Source organism: Micromonospora sp. NPDC047644 (assembly GCF_040704315.1).
Taxonomy (GTDB): Bacteria; Actinomycetota; Actinomycetes; order Mycobacteriales; family Micromonosporaceae; genus Micromonospora.
This window is the reverse complement of record NZ_JBEYSY010000032.1, coordinates 1-21722: the sequence shown is the minus strand read 5'-3', so window position 1 is coordinate 21722 and position 21722 is coordinate 1. Positions and strand designations below refer to the sequence as shown.

19 protein-coding genes and 1 pseudogene are annotated in these 21722 nt (G+C 71.1%); 8 read left to right on the top strand and 12 right to left on the bottom strand.

The window, feature by feature from the left end:
- Window positions 1-463: 463 nt before the first annotated feature.
- The 3 genes from AB0877_RS31270 to AB0877_RS31260 form a co-directional block, all read right to left on the bottom strand.
- Window positions 464-1384, bottom strand: a complete 921-nt coding sequence (locus AB0877_RS31270; RefSeq protein WP_366613395.1) for a hypothetical protein — start codon at window positions 1382-1384, stop codon at window positions 464-466.
- 13 nt (window positions 1385-1397) lie between these two features.
- Entirely contained in the window at window positions 1398-1733 is a 336-nt protein-coding gene (locus AB0877_RS31265; RefSeq protein ID WP_366613393.1) for a hypothetical protein, read from the bottom strand.
- Between the two features lie 443 nt (window positions 1734-2176).
- The gene (locus AB0877_RS31260; protein WP_366613391.1) at window positions 2177-3130 is read right to left on the bottom strand and encodes a heme o synthase; all 954 of its coding nucleotides are present in this window, start codon (window positions 3128-3130) and stop codon (window positions 2177-2179) included.
- A 266-nt stretch (window positions 3131-3396) separates the two neighbouring features.
- Between AB0877_RS31260 and tkt the strand changes: the two genes are divergently transcribed.
- The 6 genes from tkt to pgl all read left to right on the top strand — a co-directional run bounded on the left by tkt (window position 3397) and on the right by pgl (window position 11924).
- A complete protein-coding gene (tkt, locus tag AB0877_RS31255; protein WP_366613389.1) occupies window positions 3397-5535 on the top strand; it encodes a transketolase in 2139 nt (712 codons plus the stop codon).
- Window positions 5536-5550: 15 nt separating this feature from the next.
- The gene (tal, locus tag AB0877_RS31250) at window positions 5551-6726 is read left to right on the top strand and encodes a transaldolase (RefSeq protein ID WP_366613387.1); all 1176 of its coding nucleotides are present in this window, start codon (window positions 5551-5553) and stop codon (window positions 6724-6726) included.
- Window positions 6727-6790: 64 nt separating this feature from the next.
- Window positions 6791-8440, top strand: a complete 1650-nt coding sequence (locus AB0877_RS31245) for a glucose-6-phosphate isomerase (protein WP_366613385.1) — start codon at window positions 6791-6793, stop codon at window positions 8438-8440.
- A gap of 2 nt (window positions 8441-8442) precedes the next feature.
- On the top strand, window positions 8443-9996 hold the full coding sequence (gene zwf, locus AB0877_RS31240) for a glucose-6-phosphate dehydrogenase (protein ID WP_366613383.1): 1554 nt from the start codon (window positions 8443-8445) through the stop codon (window positions 9994-9996).
- A complete protein-coding gene (locus AB0877_RS31235) occupies window positions 9993-11009 on the top strand; it encodes a glucose-6-phosphate dehydrogenase assembly protein OpcA (RefSeq protein ID WP_366613381.1) in 1017 nt (338 codons plus the stop codon). Before zwf ends, AB0877_RS31235 begins: the two co-directional genes overlap by 4 nt.
- A 144-nt stretch (window positions 11010-11153) precedes the next feature.
- Window positions 11154-11924: a 6-phosphogluconolactonase gene (gene pgl, locus AB0877_RS31230; protein WP_366613379.1), complete on the top strand. Its 771-nt coding sequence runs from the start codon at window positions 11154-11156 to the stop codon at window positions 11922-11924.
- 5 nt (window positions 11925-11929) lie between these two features.
- Here pgl and AB0877_RS31225 read toward each other — a convergent pair whose 3' ends face one another.
- The 8 genes from AB0877_RS31225 to rapZ all read right to left on the bottom strand — a co-directional run bounded on the left by AB0877_RS31225 (window position 11930) and on the right by rapZ (window position 19029).
- On the bottom strand, window positions 11930-12271 hold the full coding sequence (locus AB0877_RS31225; RefSeq protein ID WP_366613377.1) for an RNA polymerase-binding protein RbpA: 342 nt from the start codon (window positions 12269-12271) through the stop codon (window positions 11930-11932).
- 140 nt (window positions 12272-12411) lie between these two features.
- Window positions 12412-12672 carry a preprotein translocase subunit SecG gene (gene secG, locus AB0877_RS31220; RefSeq protein WP_121653040.1) on the bottom strand — a complete coding sequence of 87 codons (261 nt, stop codon included), beginning with the start codon at window positions 12670-12672 and terminating at the stop codon, window positions 12412-12414.
- Between the two features lie 96 nt (window positions 12673-12768).
- Complete coding sequence (gene tpiA / locus AB0877_RS31215) at window positions 12769-13560, bottom strand: triose-phosphate isomerase (RefSeq protein ID WP_366613375.1); 792 nt, start codon at window positions 13558-13560, stop codon at window positions 12769-12771.
- Window positions 13561-14760: a phosphoglycerate kinase gene (locus AB0877_RS31210; protein ID WP_366613373.1), complete on the bottom strand. Its 1200-nt coding sequence runs from the start codon at window positions 14758-14760 to the stop codon at window positions 13561-13563. It lies immediately after the preceding gene.
- Window positions 14757-15761, bottom strand: a complete 1005-nt coding sequence (gene gap, locus AB0877_RS31205) for a type I glyceraldehyde-3-phosphate dehydrogenase (RefSeq protein ID WP_278147101.1) — start codon at window positions 15759-15761, stop codon at window positions 14757-14759. Before gap ends, AB0877_RS31210 begins: the two co-directional genes overlap by 4 nt.
- A gap of 266 nt (window positions 15762-16027) precedes the next feature.
- Entirely contained in the window at window positions 16028-17008 is a 981-nt protein-coding gene (gene whiA, locus AB0877_RS31200; protein WP_030337350.1) for a DNA-binding protein WhiA, read from the bottom strand.
- Between the two features lie 54 nt (window positions 17009-17062).
- The gene (locus AB0877_RS31195; protein WP_366613371.1) at window positions 17063-18130 is read right to left on the bottom strand and encodes a 2-phospho-L-lactate transferase CofD family protein; all 1068 of its coding nucleotides are present in this window, start codon (window positions 18128-18130) and stop codon (window positions 17063-17065) included.
- Window positions 18127-19029 (bottom strand): RNase adapter RapZ, encoded by a 903-nt coding sequence (rapZ, locus tag AB0877_RS31190; protein WP_366613397.1) that lies wholly within the window; start codon window positions 19027-19029, stop codon window positions 18127-18129. Before rapZ ends, AB0877_RS31195 begins: the two co-directional genes overlap by 4 nt.
- Before the next feature lie 253 nt (window positions 19030-19282).
- On the opposite strand from rapZ, the gene AB0877_RS31185 reads away from it, so the two are divergent.
- Window positions 19283-19627, top strand: coding sequence for a hypothetical protein (locus AB0877_RS31185; protein ID WP_366613369.1), 345 nt, complete (start codon window positions 19283-19285; stop codon window positions 19625-19627).
- 75 nt (window positions 19628-19702) lie between these two features.
- A complete protein-coding gene (gene recQ / locus AB0877_RS31180; RefSeq protein ID WP_366613367.1) occupies window positions 19703-21547 on the top strand; it encodes a DNA helicase RecQ in 1845 nt (614 codons plus the stop codon).
- An 81-nt stretch (window positions 21548-21628) separates the two neighbouring features.
- Here the strand turns inward: recQ and AB0877_RS31175 are convergent.
- Window positions 21629-21722: pseudogene (locus AB0877_RS31175) on the bottom strand (phytochelatin synthase); the annotation flags it as partial.

The window sequence follows — 21722 nt, the reverse complement described above, 5'->3', positions numbered from 1 at the left end:
CGCCCCGCGCCCCGCGCCCCGCGCCCCGCGCCCCGCGCCCCGCGCCCCGCGCCCCGCGCCCCGCGCCCCGCGCCCCGCGCCCCGCGCCCAAGATCCTCACAACATCCCCGATCTTGCTGCCTCCGACACGCGCGGAGCCACCAACATCCCTGATCCTGCACGGATCTTGAGGACAAACGCCACCTCTGGGGTGACGGGAATCCCGGCGTGGCGCCCACGGCCACCAAGATCGCACTCGAACCAGGATGTAGTGGCCACGGAGCGCCGGGAAGCCACTAGAACCAGGATGTTGCGCGATCTTGTCGCCGGCAGCGGGGTGGCGCGGGCGCACGAACGCGCGGCAGCACGGTGGCACGCCCCACGAACGCGGGGTGGGGCGGCAGCGCGCCGCGGGGGGGCGCACGACGCGTGGGGGCGCAGCGGTGTGGGTGGCCCGTTCGGGAGTTGCTTGCTAAGTGGGCGGTTAGGCGTTGCGGGCCAGGTGAGTGGTGATCGCGGTGGCGAGGCGCTCGGGGGCGCCGTCCGCGTACCCGATGAAGAGCGACGGCTCGGTCAGCTCCAGCTCGACCAGGACCGGCTCGCCGTCCGCGCCGGGGATCAGGTCGACCCGGGCGTAGAGCAGCTGTCGGGTGCCACCGGGCACCATTTCGAGGGTCTGCTCGGCCACCGCCAACTGCTCGGGGCGAGCGGCGCGTGCGGTGATCTCTTCGGCTTTGTACAGCCCATCCGGACCGAGGTCCGGCCCGGTCAGCATCGGACCCTTACGGATCGCGTGGCTGAACGCGAGCCCCTCGGGGCCGGCCAGGAAGAGCAGAGCCGTCTCGCCTTCGGTGTCGACGGCCCGCAGGTACGGCTGGACCATGGTGACTCGGCCGGCATCGGAGAGTCGGCGAACGTGTGCGGCGGCCAGGTCGCGGTGTTCCGGGTCGGCCAGGTCGTATCGGCCGGTGTCCTGGCTGCCGGCGCTGATGGCGGGTTTGAGCACGTACTCGCCGGTCTCGGCGGGTGGCTGCCAGGTCTCCCCCGGCACGACCCACGATGTCGGGACGGTTGGCACCCCGGCGGCGCTCAGCTCGGCGAGGTAGCGCTTGTCGGTGTTCCAGCGGACCACGTCGGCCGGGTTGACAAGTGTCGGCACGGTCGACGCCCAGGACACGAACTCGTCGCGGCGCAGCGCGTAGTCCCAGGGTGAGCGGAGCACGACCAGGTCGTAGGACGACCAGTCGACGTCGGGATCGTCCCAGACGACGGCGTGGACGGCGACGCCACGGGTGGCGAGCGGGGCGAGGACCAGCCGGTCGTCCGGGTCGAGGTCGGCCAGGTCGGAGCAGGTGACGAGAGCGACCCGGGGTTCCCCCCGGGTCGACTGGTGATATGTGGTCAATGCAGCTGTCTGTTCAGCGGGCCATCGTGCGCCGGGCCATCGACCGCCAGAGGTCGTTGCTCGGACGCATCTGGTCCATCAGTTCACGCTCCCAGGCGTTCTCGACGGTGACTCCCGCCTTGGCGCACGCCTCCCGGGCGGTGACGGTGTCGTCGGCGAACTGGTCGCCCCACTCACCGTCGGCACCGACCAGGACGATTCGCGCGCCGCGCTTGCCGACGTACTCGATGACCGCCTTCGCGCCGCCGTGTCCTGCGGCGAACGCCTTGAGACCCGCAACCAGGCCTTGGGGCGCCTGCTCGCTGGCGGTCTGCTCAGCGGTCAGCGTCGTATCGGAACCATCTGCCATGACGCGAAGCCTAAGCAGACTTGCACCCCGACGGGCGAGAACCATGAACCTTTTGTGATGCCAATTACCTACAGGTTTAAGGACGACCACAGGTTTACTGTCCGTTTATTTACCGACTTTTACGCCCAAACCACGTCGGCAAATCACCCTCGAACCCTTCCAGGTTGAGCCGATCCGACTCATGCCGAAAGTTACTCTGATGTGACGTTAAACCCGGACAACTCATCTACGTCCATGATTAGTCGGTAGATCAGCGGCATCGATCGCCGCCGACCCGAGTCACTGCGTGCCAGCGAACGGCCAACACGGCAGACGGACGACGCAAGGACCGCCAAGCCGAGGGCCCACAAGCCAAGGGCCAACAAGCCGCGCGCCAACAAGCCGACAGCCGACGGACATAGGCCACCGCAATCGACGCGGAGAGCGGAGTCGGGCGGGACGGGTCAGATCAGCGCGTCGAGCGCGACGGCCACGAAGACGATCGTCAGGTACGTCGTCGACCAGTGGAACAGCCGCATCGGCTTGACCGCCTCGCCGCGCGTCGCGCGCCGGCAGAGCCGGTGTGCCTCGAGGATGAAGATGGCACCCACCACCAGGGTCGGCACCCCGTAGATCGCGCTGAGCCCCAGCGGCCAGACGGCGAGGGAGGTGAGCACGGTGAGCCACGCGAAGATCAGGATCTCGGCGTTCACCCGGCGGATCGAGGCCACCACCGGAAGCATCGGGATGCCGGCCCGGGCGTAGTCGTCCTTGTACTTCATGGCGAGCGGGTAGAAGTGCGGCATCTGCCAGAAGAAGACCACAGCGAAGAGCCCCCAGGCGGCCGGTGCCAGTGAGCCGGTCACCGCAGCCCACCCGATCAGCACCGGAGCCGCCCCGCAGGCGCCGCCCCAGAAGGTGTTCGTCGGGGTGGAACGCTTGAGCCACAGGGTGTAGACGAGGTCGTAGTAGGCGATCGCGGCGAGGGTCAGCCCGGCGGCCAGCAGGTTGGTGAACACCGCCATCAGGGCCACCGACACCGCCGCCAGCACCAGACCGAAGATCAGCGCGCTTCGCGGCGACACGGTGTGTGCCGGCAGCGGCCGACGCTTGGTACGCCGCATCAGCTGGTCGATGTCGCGGTCGATGTAGCAGTTGAGGACGCTTGCCGCGCCGGCGGCGAGCGAGCCGCCGATCAGCACGACGGCCATCAGCCACAGCGACGGCAGCCCACCCTCGGCGAGCATCATCGCCGGGATGGTGGTGACCAGCAGCAACTCGACGATCCGCGGCTTGGTGAGCGACACGTACGCCGAGACAACCGCGCGTACGTCCCGCCGGGCCACCGGGCCCTCGGCCGCCCGCGCCGGGTGTGGCCCGGCCGGGTTGCTCGCGGGGCGCTCGGTGATCATGCTCACGGATTGCCACCTTCCGGCATCGGGCACGGGGAGATCGGATTGGTCGGGACCGCACAGGTCCGCATACCGACCCACACACTACGCGTCGTCGTTTTGGCTGCCCGGCCGACCCGACAACGGTGCGGGCCGTCACACCACCGGGTTGAACCGAGCATCCGGATGGTCACGTAGCGCACACCATGCGCAGATCCCCGGGCGCATGTTTAGGGACGCTCGATAAGGTCATCGGTGAGGGTTCCGCCCATCTGCCGAGGAGCACAACCATCGTGGCTGTTAAACGACCCGAGCACCCCGCACTGAACTGGTCCGACCTCGATCGCCGGGCCGTAGACACCGTCCGCGTGCTGGCCATGGATGCCGTGGAGAAATCCGGCAACGGTCACCCGGGCACCGCGATGAGCCTCGCGCCCGCGGCGTACCTCCTCTTCAACCGCGTCATGCGGCACAACCCGGCCGACCCCAACTGGCCCGGCCGCGACCGGTTCGTTCTCTCCGCCGGGCACTCCAGCCTGACGCTCTACATCCAGCTGTTCCTCTCCGGTTACCCGCTGAGCCTGGACGATCTCAAGTCGCTGCGGCAGTGGGGCTCGCAGACGCCGGGGCACCCGGAGCACGGGCACACGCCGGGTGTGGAGACCACCACCGGCCCGCTCGGGCAGGGTCTGGGCAACGCGGTCGGCATGGCCATGGCGGCCCGCCGTGAGCGCGGCCTGTTCGACCCCGAGGCCGAGCTCGGCGCGTCCGTCTTCGACCACGACATCTGGTGCATCGTCTCCGATGGTGACATCGAGGAGGGCATCAGCCACGAGGCCAGCGCCCTCGCCGGGCACCAGCAGCTGGGCAACCTCACGGTGATCTACGACGACAACGAGATCTCCATCGAGGACGACACCCGCATCGCCAAGAGCGAGGACGTGGCCGCCCGCTACGAGGCGTACGGCTGGCACGTGCAGACCGTCGACTGGCGCAGCGGCGACGCCGACCAGGGCGACTACCACGAGGACGCCGAGGCGCTGTACGCGGCGCTGATGGCCGCCAAGGCGGAGACCGCCCGCCCCTCGTTCATCGCGCTGCGCACCATCATCGGCTGGCCCGCGCCCAACAAGCAGAACACCGGCAAGATCCACGGTTCGGCGCTCGGCGCCGATGAGGTGAAGGCCACCAAGCGGATCCTCGACTTCGACCCGGAGCAGACCTTCCAGGTCGACGAGGAGGTGCTCAGCCACGCCCGCACGGTGATGGGGCGCGGCGACGCGGCCGAGCAGGAGTGGACCGCGGCGTTCGACGCCTGGAAGAAGGCCAACCCGGAGCGCACCGCGCTGTACGAGCGGTTGGCTGGTCGCGTACTCCCCGACGGCTGGACCGACGCGTTGCCGGTCTTCCCCGCGGACGCCAAGGGTGTGGCCACCCGGGCCGCTTCCGGCAAGGTGCTGGAGGCGCTCGCGCCGGTGCTCCCGGAGTTGTGGGGCGGCTCGGCCGACCTGGCCGAGAGCAACAACACCACGATGAAGGGCGAGCCGTCGTTCATCCCGGCCACCCACGCCACTAAGGACTTCCCCGGGCACGAGTACGGCCGCACGCTGCACTTCGGCATCCGCGAGCACGCCATGGGCGCGATCCTCAACGGCATCGCCCTGCACGGCGGCACCCGCCCCTACGGCGGCACGTTCCTGGTGTTCAGCGACTACATGCGTCCGTCGGTGCGGCTGGCCGCGCTGATGAAGCTGCCGGTGACCTTCGTCTGGACGCACGACTCGATCGGCCTCGGCGAGGACGGCCCCACCCACCAGCCGGTGGAGCACCTGACCGCGCTGCGCGCCATTCCCGGCCTGGACGTGGTCCGCCCGGCCGACGCCAACGAGACCGCCTGGGCGTGGCGGCAGGCGCTGGAGCACACCGACCGGCCCACCGCTCTGGCGTTGAGCCGTCAGCCGCTGCCGACCCTGGACCGCGACGTCCTGGGCAGCGCGGAGGGCGTGGCCAAGGGTGGCTACGTGTTGGCCGAGGCGTCCAACGGCAAGCCTCAGGTGATCATCGTGGGCACCGGCTCCGAGGTGCAGCTCTGCCTGACCGCCCGAGAGCGGCTGGAGGCCGACGGCACCCCGACCCGGGTCGTCTCGATGCCGTGCCAGGAGTGGTTCTACGAGCAGGACGAGGCGTACCGGGAATCGGTGCTCCCCCGCGGGGTAAAGGCACGGGTGAGCGTGGAGGCGGGCATCGCGATGTCCTGGCGCGGCATCGTCGGTGACCTGGGCGAGAGCGTCAGCATCGAGCACTACGGCGCGAGCGCCCCGCACACCGTGCTCTTCGAGCAGTTCGGGTTCACCGGTGACCGGATCGTGGCGGCGGCACACGCCTCTCTGGCCCGGGTGGGCGACATCACCGGTTTCACGACCGGCAACTGAGGGAGCGTGGACGGCATGACCGACAAGCTGAATGAGCTGACCGCCGCGGGCGTGGCGGTCTGGCTCGACGACCTTTCCCGGGTACGACTGAGCTCCGGCGGGCTGGACCAGCTCCGCCGCGAGAAGCACGTGGCCGGTGTCACCACCAACCCGACGATCTTCGCCAAGGCGCTGAGCGACGCCGACGAGTACAACTGGCAACTGCGCGACCTCGCCACTCGTGATGTGGACGTGGAAGAGGCCGTACGCATGCTCACCACGTACGACGTGCGGTGGGCGTGCGACGTGATGCGCCCGTCGTACGACGGCAGCGACGGCGTCGACGGCCGTGTCTCGATCGAGGTGGACCCCCGCAGCGCGCACGACGCGGACAAGACCGTCGCCGAGGCCAAGGCGCTGTGGTGGCTTGTCGACCGGCCCAACCTCTACATCAAGATCCCGGCCACCGAGGAGGGCCTGTCGGCCATCACCGACACGCTCGCCGAGGGGATCAGCGTCAACGTGACGTTGATCTTCGGCCTGGACCGCTACTCGGCGGTCATGGAGGCGTTCCTCGCCGGCCTGGAGCAGGCCAAGGCCAACGGCCACGACCTGTCGAAGATCGGCTCGGTCGCGTCCTTCTTCGTGTCCCGGGTCGACGCCGAGGTCGACAAGCGGCTGGAGAAGATCGGCTCCGAGCAGGCCAAGTCGCTCCGGGGTAAGGCCGCCGTCGCCAACGCCCAACTGGCGTACGAGCGCTACACCGAGGTGTTCGCCTCGGACCGCTGGAAGGCGCTCGCCGCCGGCGGCGCGCACCCGCAGCGGCCGCTGTGGGCGTCCACCTCGACCAAGAACCCGGACTACCGGGACACCATCTACGTCGAGGAGCTGATCGCCCCCGGCACCGTCAACACCATGCCGGAGTCGGTCGTCAACGCGTACGCCGATCATGGCGAGACCCGCGGTGACACCGTCACCGGGGCCTACGACGCGGCCCGGAAGGTCTTCGCGGACCTGGAGTCGGTCGGGGTCGACCTGGCCGACGTGATCGCCACCCTGGAGCGCGAGGGCGTGGAGAAGTTCGAGGTCAGCTGGCAGGAGTTGCTCGACGGGGTGACCAAGTCGCTGAAGGCCGCGGCGCAGGGCACCGGCGCGCCGAACAAGGCCGCCAAGGGCAACGCCAAGGCCGCCGACAAGGCTGGTGGCGCATGAGCGAGCGAATCAGCAGGCTCAGTGCAACGACTCATGACGGCACGCAGCGAAGCGGAGTGACGGCATGAGCGACCTGTTGGCGGGGCCGGTGGAGGCAGCAGCCGGGCTCTCCGTGTACGGCGCGGACGCGGTCGACAAGGCAGCGCCGGCCTCGACCCGGGACGCGCTGGTCAAGGCCGGCGTCCCGGGCAAGCTGGCGGGCAAGGACGCCAGCCTGTGGGGTCCGGACGCCGAGGCCGAGGCCAAGATCCGGCTGGGCTGGGTGGACACCCACCGGCGTAGCCGGGAGCTGCTGGCGCAGTTGGCCGAGCTGAAGGCCGAGCTGGCCGACCTGGATCACGTGGTGCTCGCCGGCATGGGCGGCTCGTCGCTCGCGCCCGAGGTGATCACCCAGACGCTGGGCCGCCCGTTGACGGTGCTGGACACCACCGACCCGGGCCAGGTCCGGGCGGCGCTCGGTGACCGGCTGGAGCGCACCGTCGTGGTGGTGGCCAGCAAGTCCGGGTCGACGGTGGAGACCGACAGCCACCGGCGCGCGTACTGGCAGGCGTTCCTGGACGCCGGGATGACCGAGGCGGAGGCCGGCCGGCACTTCGTCATCGTCACCGACCCGGGTTCGCCGCTGGAGGCCACCGCGGCCGAGATGGGCGCGTTCACAGTGCTCGCCGACCCGAACGTCGGCGGCCGCTACTCGGCGCTCACCGCGTTCGGTCTGGTGCCCTCGGCGCTGGCCGGGGTCGAGGTCGCGGAGCTGCTCGACCAGGCCGACGCGCTGGCCACGTCGCTCGGCGCGGACCAGAACAACCCGGCTCTGGCGCTGGGCGCCGCCCTGGGCGCGGCGGCCACGCTCGCCCGGGACAAGGTCGCCCTGGTCTCCGACGGCACCGGCATCGACGGGCTCGGCGACTGGGCCGAGCAGTTGATCGCCGAGTCGACGGGCAAGGCCGGGGTGGGCATCCTGCCGGTGGTCGTGGAGTCTCCGCAGAGCCCCGGCGCCAGCGGCGCGGACGTGCTGACGGTCAGCTACGGCGGCGCGCTGGCCCAGGGTGACATGCCGGGCGGCGGGGCCAACCCCGACGTGGCCGTCAACGGCCCGCTGGGCGCGCAGTTCCTCGCCTGGGAGTACGCCACCGCGGTGGCCGGCGTGGTGCTCGGCATCGACCCGTTCAACCAGCCGAACGTCACCGAGTCCAAGGAGAACACCAACAAGATCCTGGCCTCGGGCCTGCCGGCGGAGACGCCGTCGTTCACCGAGGGCGCGATCGAGGTGTACGCCCCGCAGGGCGCCCCCGGGGACCTGGCCGGTGTGCTGCGCTGGCTGCTCGACGGGCTGGGCGACGACGGTTACCTCGCGGTGATGGCGTACCTCGACCGGTTCGCCGACGCCGACACGGCCAAGCTGCGGTCGCTGCTGGCGCAGGCGGGTGGCCGGCCGGTCACCTTCGGCTGGGGTCCGCGCTTCCTGCACTCGACGGGCCAGTACCACAAGGGCGGCCCGCAGGTGGGCAGCTACCTCCAGGTGACCGGCGCGGTCGCCGAGGACCTGGCGGTGCCGGGCAAGCCGTACACCTTCGGTGAGTTGCAGGCGGCGCAGGCCGCCGGTGACCGGCAGGCTCTCGCCGGTCGGGAGCGGCCGGTGCTGCGCCTGCACCTCACCGACCGGGCCGCCGGTGTCGCCCAACTACTGGACGCGGCCGGTGATCTGCGGGCGTGAGGATGGACGACGTGACTGAGGCGGAGCGAGGAGGCGGTTCGGTGAACCCGCTGCGCGACCCGCAGGACCGCCGGTTGCCCCGGATCCCGGAGCCCTGCGCTCTGGTGATCTTCGGGGTGACCGGCGACCTGGCCCGCAAGAAGCTGCTCCCTGCGGTCTACGACCTGGCCAACCGGGGGCTGTTGCCGCCGGGCTTCGTGGTGCTCGGTTTCGCCCGCCGGGACTGGGGTGACGGCGACTTCGAGACCCTCGCGTGCGAGGCTGCCCGCAAGCACGCCCGCACCCCGTGGCGGGACGAGGTGTGGGCGCGGCTGGCCGGCAACATCAAGTTCGTTCCTGGCTCGTTCGACGACGACGCCGCCTTCGACACCCTCGCCTCGACGCTCGACGATCTGCGCCAGACCCACGGCATCACCGGCAACGCGGCGTTCTACTTCTCCATCCCGCCGGCCGCGTTCCCGGTCGTGCTCAAGCAGTTGGCCCGCACCGGGATGGCCGACAACAACAAGTCCGGCGGTTGGCGCCGGGTCGTGGTGGAGAAGCCGTTCGGTAACGACCTGCCGTCGGCGAAGGCGCTCAACGACCTCGTCGACGACGTGTTCACCCGGCAGGACGTCTTCCGGATCGACCACTACCTGGGCAAGGAGACGGTCCAGAACATCCTCGCCCTGCGGTTCGCCAACAACCTGTTCGAGCCGCTGTGGAACTCCAAGTACGTCGACTCGGTGCAGATCACCATGGCGGAGGACGTCGGCATCGGCACCCGTGCCGGCTTCTACGACACCGTCGGCACCGCCCGCGACGTCCTGCAGAACCATCTTCTGCAACTCCTCGCCCTGGTGGCGATGGAGGAGCCGACCAGCTTCGACGCCGACGAGATCCGGGCCGAGAAGCTGAAGGTGCTCAAGGCCATCACCCTGCCCACCGACGTCGCCCGGGACACCGTGCGCGGTCAGTACCTGCCGGGCTGGGTCGGCGGCGAACGCGCTGTCGGTTACCTGGACGAGCGGGACGTCCCCGCCGGCTCCACCACCGAGACGTACGTGGCGGTGCGGTTGGGCATCCAGAACCGCCGCTGGGCGGAGGTGCCGTTCTACATCCGGGCCGGCAAGCGGCTGCCCCGGCGGGTCACCGAGGTCGCCATCATGTTCAAGAAGGCGCCGCACCTGCCGTTCAACGACGCCGACATGGAGTCGCTGGGCAACAACCAGCTGGTCATCCGGGTGCAGCCGGACGAGGGCGTGGTGCTCAAGTTCGGCTCGAAGGTGCCGGGCACGACCATGGAGGTCCGCGACATCGCGATGGACTTCCAGTACGGCGAGGCGTTCACCGAGTCCAGCCCCGAGGCGTACGAGCGTCTGGTGCTGGACGTGCTGATCGGCGACCGCACCCTGTTCCCGGACGCGGCCGAGGTCGAGCAGAGCTGGCAGGTGATCGACCCCCTGGAGCACGCCTGGGAGGGCACCACCCCGGAGCCGTACCGGGCCGGCGAGTGGGGCCCCCGGGCCTCCGACGAGATGCTGGCCCGCGAGGGCCGCGCCTGGAGACGAGCATGATCGGGCTGTGGGACACCACCGGCAACGAGGTGGTCAAGGCGCTCGCCGCCGAGCGGCGCAGCGCCGGCGGGGTGGCCAGCGGCATGGCGCTCACCCTCATCGTGGTCGTGGACGAGAAGCGGGTCCGGGAGGCGGAGGCCGCGGCGACGATCGCCGCCGCGGCGCACCCGTGCCGCCTCGTGGTGGTGGTCCGCTCGGAGATCGAGCGGGACCGCAACCGACTGGACGCGGAGATCGTGGTCGGTGGCCGGCTCGGCCCGTGCGAGGCGGTGGTCACCCGGATGTACGGCCGGCTGTCCCTGCACGCCGAGTCGGTGGTGATGCCGCTGCTCGTCCCCGACGTACCGGTGGTCACCTGGTGGCACGGCGAGCCGCCGGCGGAGATCGCCACCGACTTCCTCGGGGTGGTGGCCGACCGGCGGATCACCGACGCCGCGCAGGCCGCCGACCCGGTGGAGGCGCTGCGGCAGCGGGCCCGGGACTACGCCCCGGGCGACACCGACCTGGCGTGGACCCGGATCACCCCGTGGCGCACCCTGGTCGCCGGGGCCTTCGACACCACCAACGCCAAGGTCACCGAGGCGACGATCACCGCGCCTCCCACCGACCCGACGGCGGCGCTGATGGCCGGTTGGCTGTCCAGCCGGCTCGGCATCACCCCACGCCGGGTGGACAGCAACGAGTTCCCCCGGATGCGGGAGGTGCAGCTCAGCTGCGCCAACGGCGATCAGCTGACGCTGACCCGCGAGGACAGCATGGCCGTGTTCCGGCGCACGGGCCAGGACGATCGGGCCCTGCCGCTGGTGCGCCGCCCGCTCGGCGACGAGCTGGCCGAGGAGCTGCGCCGGCTGGACGCCGACCAGGTGTACGCGGAGGCGCTGGGCGCGACGGTCGGGCTGCGGGGGCTGGATCAGCGCCCCCCGCAGCGGGTCCACGTCTGGAAGGATCCGGCCACCGCACAACGCGCCGAGGCCGGGGTGACCGCGCACGTCGGCACGAGCGGCGAGGGCTGAGCCCAGCCGGGGGCACAACGTCGGGCAGGGCCGGTACGCACCGGCCCTGCCCCGCACTCTCCGGGGTTTTCGCCCCACCACCTCGGGCACACCGCCCCAGGCACGACAGCGACCGCCTCGCGGTCGGGAAACGAAGGCGCAACCATGAGTGAGGCGAGTGTCGCCGTCCACGCCGACGCCGACCTGCTGGCGCAGGCCGTGGCGGCCCGGTTGCTGGTGAAGCTGCTCGACGCCCAGGCCGACCGGGGCGAAGCCTCGGTGGTGCTCACCGGAGGTCGGGTCGCCGCGGCGGTCTACCGGGCGGTGGCGACGCTGCCGGCCCGTGACGCGGTGGACTGGTCCCGGGTCGACGTGTGGTGGGGCGACGAACGGTTCCTGCCCGCCGGTGATCCGGACCGCAACGAGACGCAGGCCCGGGCCGCCCTGCTGGACGTGGTGCCACTGGATCCGGCCCGGGTGCACGCGATGCCGGCCTCGGACGGCCCGGCCGGCAACGACCCCGAGGCGGCGGCTGCCGCGTACGCGCAGGAGCTGGCCCGCGCCGCCCGGCCCGGGCACGCCACCCTGCCACACTTCGACGTGCTGATGCTGGGCGTCGGCGAGGACGGCCACGTGGCCTCGGTCTTCCCCGAGCACCCGGTGGGCTACGAGACCCGGCCGGTGAGCGCGGTCCGGGGCAGCCCCAAGCCGCCGCCGACGCGGACCACCCTCACCCTGCCGGCGATCAACACCGCCGAGGAGGTCTGGCTGGTGGCCGCCGGCGCCGACAAGGCCCGCGCGGTGGGTATGGCGTTGGCCGGCGCAGGACCGGTGCAGTTGCCGGCGGCCGGCGTGCACGGCGTGCACCGCACCCGCTGGCTGTTGGACCGGGCAGCGGCAGCCGACGTGCCCGCTCGACTGCGCAGCCTGCGCTGAGGCCGTTACTCGCCGCGTCGACGGCGTAGTGCGGCGAGCGCCTCGGCGAGCAGGGCCTCTCCCTCCTCGGCGGTGCGCCGCTCCTTCACGTACGCCAGGTGGCTCTTGTACGGTTCGGCGCGGACCCGACCTGGCGGGTTCTGGGCGTCCCGACCGGCGGGTAGGCCACAGCGGGGGCAGTCCCACAGGGGTGGCGGTTCGACGTCCGCGGCGATCCGGATGTCGATCCGGTGGTCGTTACGGCACCAGTAGGTGACGTCCTGTCGGGGGGCGGGTTGGTGCCGCTCGTCGGGGCGCATCGGTGCGGACCCGACCCGGGCTCCCCGGATAACGTTGCCATTCGGCACGGCTGCTCGCTCCTGTCGTCGGAGGGGACCCGCCGTCTTCGGGGGTGGAGCGGCGGGCGACGCGGTGCAGCGGAGAAAAGCCTGCGCGCGGCCCGTCGAGTGACGAACCGCGCGCAGATTGTACGACTTACTGAGCCTGCTCAGGCGCCGCTGTTCATTTGGAGGCGCAGCCAGAGCCCGAGCCCGATGATGGCGGCGAACCAGACGACGCTCACCAGGACGGTGTAGCGGTCCAGGTTCTTCTCCGCCACCGAGGAGCCGGCGAGGCTGGAGCTGACGCCACCGCCGAACATGCTCGACAGGCCGCCACCCTTGCCGCGGTGCAGCAGGATCAGCAGGGTGAGCAGAATGCTCGTGATGACCAGCAACACGATCAACGTGTATGCGAACCAGATCGGCATGGCTGGGGTCAGTTCCTCTCGTAGCGATCCTCGCCCGGTCTGATCGGGCACGGCGGCACCGACCGGCGGACGGGCGGTGTCCAGGATACCGAGCGATCAGCGGGCGAGGTGCTCCGGGAACCGGCAGATTTGAGCGAACTCCTCCGCGTCCAGGCTGGCGCCCCCCACCAGGCCCCCGTCCACGTCCGGCTGGGCCATGATCGAGGCGATGTTCGACGCCTTGACCGAGCCGCCGTAGAGAACCCGAACCTGGTCGGCGGTCTCCTGGTCGAAGCGCTCCGCCAGTCGCTGACGCACCGCCCCGCAGACCTCCTGGGCGTCGTCCGGGGTCGCGGTCTTACCCGTGCCGATCGCCCACACCGGCTCGTACGCGATCACGACCTGCCGCACCTGCTCGGGGGTGAGCCCGGCGAGGCCGCCGTCGAGCTGGTCGGAGCAGTGCGCCACGTGGGTGCCCTGCTCGCGGACGTCCAGCCCCTCCCCCACGCACAGGATCGGCGTCAGACCGTGCTGCAACGCCGCCTTGACCTTGGCGTTGACCAGCGCGTCGTCCTCGTGGTGGTAGGCCCGCCGCTCGGAGTGCCCGACCACCACGTACGTGCAGCCGAGCTTGGCCAGCATCGGCCCGGAGATGTCCCCGGTGTACGCGCCGGACGCGTGCGGGGAGAGGTCCTGCCCGCCGTAGCCGATCAGCAGCTTGTCCCCGTCCACCGCGGTCTGCACGGTGCGCAGGTCGGTGAAGGGTGGCAGCACCACCGTCTCGACGTCGGTGAGCTGCTTCTCGGTGAGGCTCGCCGCCAGCTTCTGCACCAGCAGGTTGGCCTCGAGGTGGTTGAGGTTCATCTTCCAGTTGCCGGCCATCAGCGGCCGGCGGGTGGTGCTCGACATTCAGTTCTCCAGGGCCGCGATGCCGGGGAGGGTCTTGCCCTCGAGGTATTCCAGGGAGGCGCCACCACCGGTGGAGATGTGCCCGAAGGACGACTCGTCCAGCCCCAGGGCCCGGACGGCCGCGGCGGAGTCACCGCCACCGACGACGCTGAACGCGTCGGCCTTGGTGATCGCCTCGGCGATCCCCCGGGTGCCCGCGGCGAAGGCCGGCATCTCGAACACGCCCATCGGGCCGTTCCAGAAGATCGTCTTCGCCTGGGACAGCGCGGCGCTGAAGCCGGCCACCGTCTCCGGGCCGACGTCCAGGCCGAGCCGGTGGCTCGGGATGCCGTCGACCCGCACCGTGTCGTGCGCCGCGTCCGGAGCGAACGCGTCCGCCACCACCACGTCGACCGGCAGCAGGATCTTGCCGTTGGCCCGCTCCAGCAGGTTGCGGCAGGTGTCGACCATCTCCTTCTCCAGCAGCGAGGTGCCCACCTCCAGGCCCTGGGCCTTGAGGAAGGTGAAACACATCCCGCCACCGATGAGCAGCCGGTCGACGGTGGGCAGCAGCGCCTCGATCACGGCGAGCTTGTCGGACACCTTCGACCCACCGAGCACCACGACGTACGGGCGCTCGGGGTCACCGGTGAGCTTGGAGAGCACCTCGACCTCACGCAGCACCAGCCGACCCGCCACGTGCGGCAGCCGGGCCGGCACGTCGAAGACGCTGGCGTGCTTGCGGTGCACGGCACCGAACGCGTCGTCCACGTACGCGTCGCCGAACGCGGCGAGCTGGTCGGCGAAGGCACCCCGCTCGGCCTCGTCCTTGCTGGTCTCGCCCGCGTTGAAACGCAGGTTCTCCAGCAGGGCGACCTGGCCGTCGGCCAGGTCGGCGACGGTGGCGCGGGCCGACTCACCGACGGTGTCGGTGGCGAAGTGCACCGGAGCGCCCAGCAGCTCACCGAGCCGCCCGGCGACCGGGCCCAGGCTGAACTGCGGGTCCGGAGCGCCCTTCGGGCGGCCCAGGTGCGAGCAGACGACCACCTTCGCGCCGGCCTCGACCAGCGCGCCGAGGGTCGGCAGCACCGCGCGGATCCGCCCGTCGTCGGTGATGGCACCGGTCTGCTTGTCGAGCGGGACGTTCAGGTCGGCGCGCACCAGCACGCGCCGACCCGACACCCCCTCGGCGAGCAGGTCGTCGAGGGTCCGGATGCTCACAGCGACGAACCGACCAGCTTGACGAGGTCGACGAGGCGGTTGGAGTAGCCCCACTCGTTGTCGTACCAGCCGACGACCTTGACCTGGTTGCCGACGACCTTGGTCAGCGGCGCGTCGAAGATGCACGACGCCGGGTCGGTCACGATGTCGGTGGAGACGATCGGGTCCTCGTTGTAGACCAGGATGCCCTTGAGCGGGCCGTCCGCGGCGGCCTTCAGCGCGGCGTTGACCTCGTCCACGGTGGTCTCGCGACCCACGTTGACGGTGAGGTCGGTGACCGAACCGGTCGGGATCGGCACCCGCAGGGCGTAGCCGTCGAGCTTGCCCTTGAGGTCCGGCAGGACCAGGCCGATCGCCTTGGCGGCGCCGGTCGAGGTCGGCACGATGTTCAGCGCGGCGGCCCGGGCACGACGCAGGTCCGAGTGCGGCGCGTCCTGGAGGTTCTGGTCCTGGGTGTACGCGTGGATCGTCGTCATCAGACCGTGCTGAATGCCGAACGTGTCGTGCAGGACCTTCGCCATCGGCGCGAGGCAGTTGGTGGTGCACGAGGCGTTGGAGATGATGGTGTGCTTCGCCGGGTCGTAGGTGTCGTGGTTGACACCCATGACGACGGTGACGTCCTCGTTCTTCGCCGGGGCGGAGATGATGACCTTCTTGGCCCCGCCGTCGACGTGCGCCTTGGCCTTGGTGGCGTCGGTGAAGAAGCCGGTCGACTCGATGACGACGTCGGCGCCGACCTCGCCCCACGGCAGCTTCGACGGGTCCTTCTCGGCGTACGCCTTGATGGTCTTGCCACCGACGGTGATCTCGTCGGCGGTGGCCTTGACCTCGAACGGCAGGCGACCGAGGATGCTGTCGTACTTGAGCAGGTGGGCGAGCGTGCCGTTGTCGGTCAGGTCGTTCACCGCCACGACCTCGATGTCGGCGTCAGACGCCAGCACTGCCCGGAAGAAGTTACGGCCGATTCGGCCAAAGCCGTTGATGCCAACCCGGATGGTCACAGGTCCCATCTCCTCGCGTTCTGGTCCGCCGGCTTCAGACAACGGGCCGGCGGGAATGGTGTGCGCCGACCGTTGGAGCCGGCCGTCGACGGTTCATCTCGGCCACCCCGCCGCGCGGTCTGAGGACCTGACCGCCCGAGGCGGTGGGCACGACGAGAAAGGCCGGTGTCGGCCCCCTTGCCGTACTCAGCGACCTTATCCGAGCGTGCGGGACCACGCTGCGCCGGGTCGTGCTCCCGGGCGCACCGTGCGGCCCCACCGTCCTATCAGACCACGAGCATGTCGGGCGTGACTGCCGCTTCCGTATCCGGGATGCCAAGGTCGCGGGCCCGCTTGTCGGCCAGCGCCAGGAGCCGGCGGATCCGTCCCGCGATGGCGTCCTTGGTCAGCGGCGGGTCGGCCAGGGCGCCCAGCTCCTCCAGCGACGCCTGCCGGTGCTCCAGCCGCAGCCGACCGGCGTCGGTCAGGTGGTTGGGCGCCTCGTCGGCGAGGATCTCCAGCGCACGGGTGACCCGGGCGGCCGCGGCGACCGCCGCCCGCGCCGAGCGGCGCAGGTTGGCGTCGTCGAAGTTGGCGAGCCGGTTGGCGGTGGCCCGCACCTCGCGGCGTACCCGACGCTCCTCCCAGGCCAGCACGCTGGAGTGCGCGCCGATCCGGGTAAGCAGCGCGGCGATCGCGTCGCCGTCCTTGACGACCACCCGGTCCACCCCGCGTACCTCGCGGTTCTTCGCGGTGATGCCGATGCGGCGGGCCGCGCCGACCAGCGCCAGCGCGGACTCCGGCCCCGGGCAGGTGATCTCCAGCGCGCTGGAGCGGCCGGGCTCGGTGAGCGAGCCGTGGGCCATGAACGCGCCCCGCCAGGCGGAGACCGCGCAGCAGACGTTGGCCGCCACCACGTGCGGGGGCAGCCCCCGCACCGGGCGACCGCGCACGTCGAGCAGGCCGGTCTGGCGCGCGAGGGCCTCGCCGTCCTTGACCACCCGCACGATGAAGTGGCTGCCCTTGCGCAGCCCACCGGAGGCCAGCACGTGGATCTCGCTGGGGTAGCCGTAGACCTCGGCGATCTCCCGGCGCAGCCGCCGGGCGACCGCCCCGGTGTCCAGTTCCGCCTCCACCACCACGCGGCCGGAGACGATGTGCAGCCCGCCGGCGAAGCGCAGCAGCGCGGCCATCTCCGCCCGCCGGCAGCAGGGCTTGGGCACGTCGACCCGACTCAGCTCGTCCTTGACCGCGGCCGTCATCGCCATTGTGCGTCCCCTCACGGACCTGTTCCGGCGTGTCGCCGGAGATTACGTACGTGTCTAACGATCGGCGCCCAGGACAGGCACCAGCGCGGCACCCAGGGCAGCCGGATCATGGCGGGGAGTCCCGTCGACAACGGCGACGGGGGCGAGGACCAGGCGGGCACCCAGCGATTCTGCCGCACGTTCGACCGGTTCGGGGTCACCCACCGCCTTGGCATCGGCGAGCACAAGATCGACCTTGAGTTCGGGCAGGTACCAGTGCAGCGCCGCGAGATGATCGGCGACGGAGAGGCCCAGGGTCTCCTTCTCCGCGGCGAGGTTCAGCGTGACCAACCGCCGGGCCGAGGTGGACACGATCGCGTCGGCCAACTGCGGCACCAGCAGGTGCGGAAGCACACTCGTGAACCAGCTGCCCGGCCCGAAGATCAACCAATCGGCCGCCCGGATCGCCTCGATCGCCTCGGCGCACGCCGGAGGGGCGCTCGGGGTGAGGCGCAACGACTCGACCCGCCCGGTGGTCACGGCCACCTGGTGCTGGCCACTGACCGTGCACACGTCGTCCGGGGCGGCCGGGTCGGCACCGCGTACCTGCGCCTCGATGCCGACCGGTTGGCGCGACATCGGCAACACCCGGCCCACCGCGCCGAGCATCGCGCCGGCGTGCTCCAGCGCGGCCACCGGGTCGCCGAGCAGCTCCATGAGGCCGCAGAGCACCAGATTGCCCACCGCGTGCCCGGCCAGACCGTCGGTGCCGGCCGACGCCCCGTCGGTGCCGCGCGGCGCCGCGCCGTGCCGACCCGCGTCGCCGCCCGCCGCCGGGCCCGGCCCGGTCGCCCCGGATCCGGGTACGCCCACCGGCGCGGCGGCGAAGCGGTGCTGGAACAGCCCGGCGCTGCGCCGGGTGGCCGGGTGGTCACCGGCCAACGCCACCAACGCCTGGCGCAGATCTCCCGGCGGCAGGCCACCCCGCTCGGCCCGCAGCCGACCACTGGAGCCACCGTCGTCACCCACCGTGACCACAGCGGTGATGTCGAGGTCGAGTTCGGGGGCACAGTGGCGCAGCGCACGCAACGAGGCGGACAGTCCGTGCCCGCCGCCGAACGCCACCACCCGCCGGGTCGTCATTCCCGCCCCAGGTCGCGGTGCTGGGCGTTCGCCGCCAACCCCGAGTGACGCAGTCGGCTGGCCAACTCCTCGGCGATGGCCACGCTGCGGTGCTTGCCGCCGGTGCAGCCCACGGCGACGGTGAGGTACCGCTTGCCCTCCCGCTCGAAGCCGGTCGTGGTGGCGTTGACCAGGTCGGCGTACGAGGCGACGAAGGCGTCCGCGCCCTCCTGGCCCAGCACGTACGCGCTGACCGCCTCCTCCCGCCCGGTGTGCTCACGCAGCTCCGGCACCCAGTACGGATTGGGCAGGAAGCGGGCGTCCAACACGAAGTCGGCGTCCGGCGGCAGGCCGTACTTGAAGCCGAACGACAACACGGTGACCCGCAGCCGACGGGCGTCCTCGCCGCCGAACAGCTCCTCGATGCGGCGCCGGAGCTGGTTGACGTTCAGGTGGCTGGTGTCGATGATCACGTCGGCTTGGTCACGGGCCTCCTCCAGCAGGCCGCGCTCGACGGCGATACCGTCGGCCAGCCGCCCGTCACCCTGCAACGGATGCGAACGGCGGACGCTCTCGAACCGCCGGATCAGCACCTCGTCGTCGGCGTCGACGAAGACCACCCGGGGCGAGAATCCGCGCTCCTTGAGCTCCCGGATCGCCCCGGCCAGGTCGGTGGAGAAGGCCCGCGACCGCACGTCCAGCACCATCGCGGTACGCCGTGCCGCGCCGCCCGCCTTGAACGCCAGCTCCGCCATGTCCAACATCAGGGCCTGCGGCAGGTTGTCCACGACGTAGTAGCCGACGTTCTCCAACGCCCGGGCCACAGTGCTGCGGCCACCCCCGGAGAGGCCGGTCACCACCACCAGGGTGGTCTCCGACTCGGCCGCCACCTGTCCGTCACCGGCATCCGGGCCGTCCATCCGGTCCCCGGCTGTGCGCGCCTCGCTCACCCGTACCCCCAAGCCGTGGCGCCGCGGCCGCCGTCGGCCGCGATTGGTCAATCAGCGACTCTATCCCGCCACCCGGTCACCGCCGGGCACCCGTGGCCGGACGGCGCACACCGAGCGTCCGGCGGTCGCGCTCCCGACAGAGCGCGCACTTGATGACGATCAGTAACCGTCTATACGCTCTTTGCGATAACCGCAGGTCAAGGCCGATATCTGGGAGGGTGCGATGCACGACCTGGCGGACAAGAACACGTACGTGGGCTTCCTGTTCATGCGGATCAACCCCGAGTACTTCGCCCTCGGACGGGAGGGCATCCACGAGATCTCCGCCGAGCACGCCCGTGATCTGGGCCGCTTCGCCAAGCAGCTCACTCACGTCGTCTGCACCGGGGTCAACGGCACGTACGACCAGGTCACCATGGTCGAGGCCGACACCCTGGAGGAGATCAACGCGGCGGCCACCGCCTTCCGCATGGGCAACAAGGCCCGCTACATCGAGATCGTCGACATCGTGGTCGGGATGAAGGCCCCGCCACGCGGCCTGGCCAACCGGTCCAGCCAGCCCGGCTGACGCCTCACCCGTCCGGCCCACCCGACCCGGGTGCGCCGGGCGGGTGCTGTCGGGGTCGGCTCGTAGACTCCCCGGATGGCTTCTCCCACCGACCTGCGTAGCGCATCCGACGCCCTCGACGCGCTGCGCCGGGTGTTCGGCTACGACGCGTTCCGTGGTTTCCAGCAGGACGTGATCGATCACGTGGTCGATGGCGGCGACGCGCTGGTGTTGATGCCCACCGGTGGCGGCAAGTCCCTGTGCTACCAGATCCCGGCCCTGGTCCGCGACGGGGTCGCCGTCGTCGTGTCCCCGCTGATCGCGCTCATGCAGGACCAGGTGGACGCCCTCACCGCGGTCGGCGTACGCGCCGGGTTCCTCAACTCGACCCAGACCCTGGACGCCCGGCGGCGGGTGGAGGCGGCCTTCGTCGCCGGCGAACTGGACCTGCTCTACCTCGCCCCGGAGGCGCTCGGCGTCCGTTCCACCCTCGCCCTGCTCGACCGGGGCCGCATCTCCCTGTTCGCGATCGACGAGGCGCACTGCGTGTCCCAGTGGGGGCACGACTTCCGCCCCGACTACCTCGCGCTCTCGATGCTGCACGAACGCTGGCCGCAGGTGCCCCGCATCGCCCTGACCGCCACCGCCACCAGCGCCACCCGCACCGAGATCGCGACCCGGCTCAACCTCGACGACGCCCGGCACTTCGTGGCCAGCTTCGACCGGCCCAACATCCAGTACCGGATCGTGCCCAAACGCGAGCCCCGCAAGCAGTTGCTGACCCTGCTGCGCGACGAGCACCCCGGCGACGCCGGCATCGTCTACTGCCTGTCCCGTGCCTCGGTCGACAAGACGGCGGAGTTCCTCACCGCCAACGGGGTCGCCGCGCTGCCGTACCACGCAGGGCTGGACGCGGGCACCCGCGCCCGCAACCAGCAGCGCTTCCTGCGGGAAGACGGCCTGGTCATGGTGGCCACCATCGCCTTCGGCATGGGCATCGACAAGCCCGACGTGCGGTTCGTCGCCCACCTCGACCTGCCCAAGTCCGTCGAGGGCTACTACCAGGAGACCGGCCGCGCCGGGCGTGACGGCCTGCCGTCCACCGCGTGGCTGGCGTACGGGCTCCAGGACGTGGTCCAGCAACGCAAAATGATCGAGACGTCCGACGGGGACCTCGCCCACCGCCGCAACCTGGCCACACACCTGGACGCGATGCTCGCGCTCTGCGAAACCGTCCGCTGCCGCCGGGTCCAACTGCTCGAATACTTCGGCGAGACGACGACGACCGCGTGCGGCAACTGCGACACCTGCCTCACCCCACCGGAGTCCTGGGACGGCACCGTCGCCGCGCAGAAGCTGCTCTCCGCCGTCTTCCGCCTCGACCGCGAACGCAACCAGCGCTTCGGCGCCGGGCACTGCATCGACATCCTGCTCGGCAAGCAGACCGACAAGATCAGCCAGTACGGTCACGACTCGCTGACCGTCTTCGGCATCGGCTCCGAGCTCAGCGAGGCCGAGTGGCGGGGCGTGGTCCGGCAACTGCTCGCCGAAGGGCTCCTCGCCGTCGAGGGCGACTACGGCACGCTGGCGCTGACCGAGGCGAGCGCCGACGTCCTCGCTCGCCGCCGTACGGTCACCATGCGCCGCGAGCCGGAGAAGCCGGCATCGAGCCGCTCATCGAAGCCGCGCGGCGCGTCCACCGTCGTGGCCGAGCTGACCCCGGCCGCCGCGTCGCTGTTCGAGCGGCTGCGAGCCTGGCGCGCGACCACCGCCAAGGAACAGGGCGTCCCGGCGTACGTCATCTTCCACGACGCGACGCTGCGACAGATAGCCAGCGACGCACCCGGCACGCTCGGTGATTTGTCCAAGGTCAGCGGGGTCGGCGACAACAAACTCGCCAAGTACGGCGAGCAGATCCTGGCCGTCCTCGCCACCGACTGACCTCATGCCGAAGGGCCGGGCCCCGTGATGGGGTCCGGCCCTTCGGTGTGTGCTGGGCGTGCTGGTGGTGCTTGTCGGGGGTCAGCTGGTGGCGTAGCCGCGGGTGGCGATCCAGTCGGCGAGGTGCTCGACGCTGATCTGGTAGGCGGCCTGGTTGGCGTCGGCGGAGTCGGCG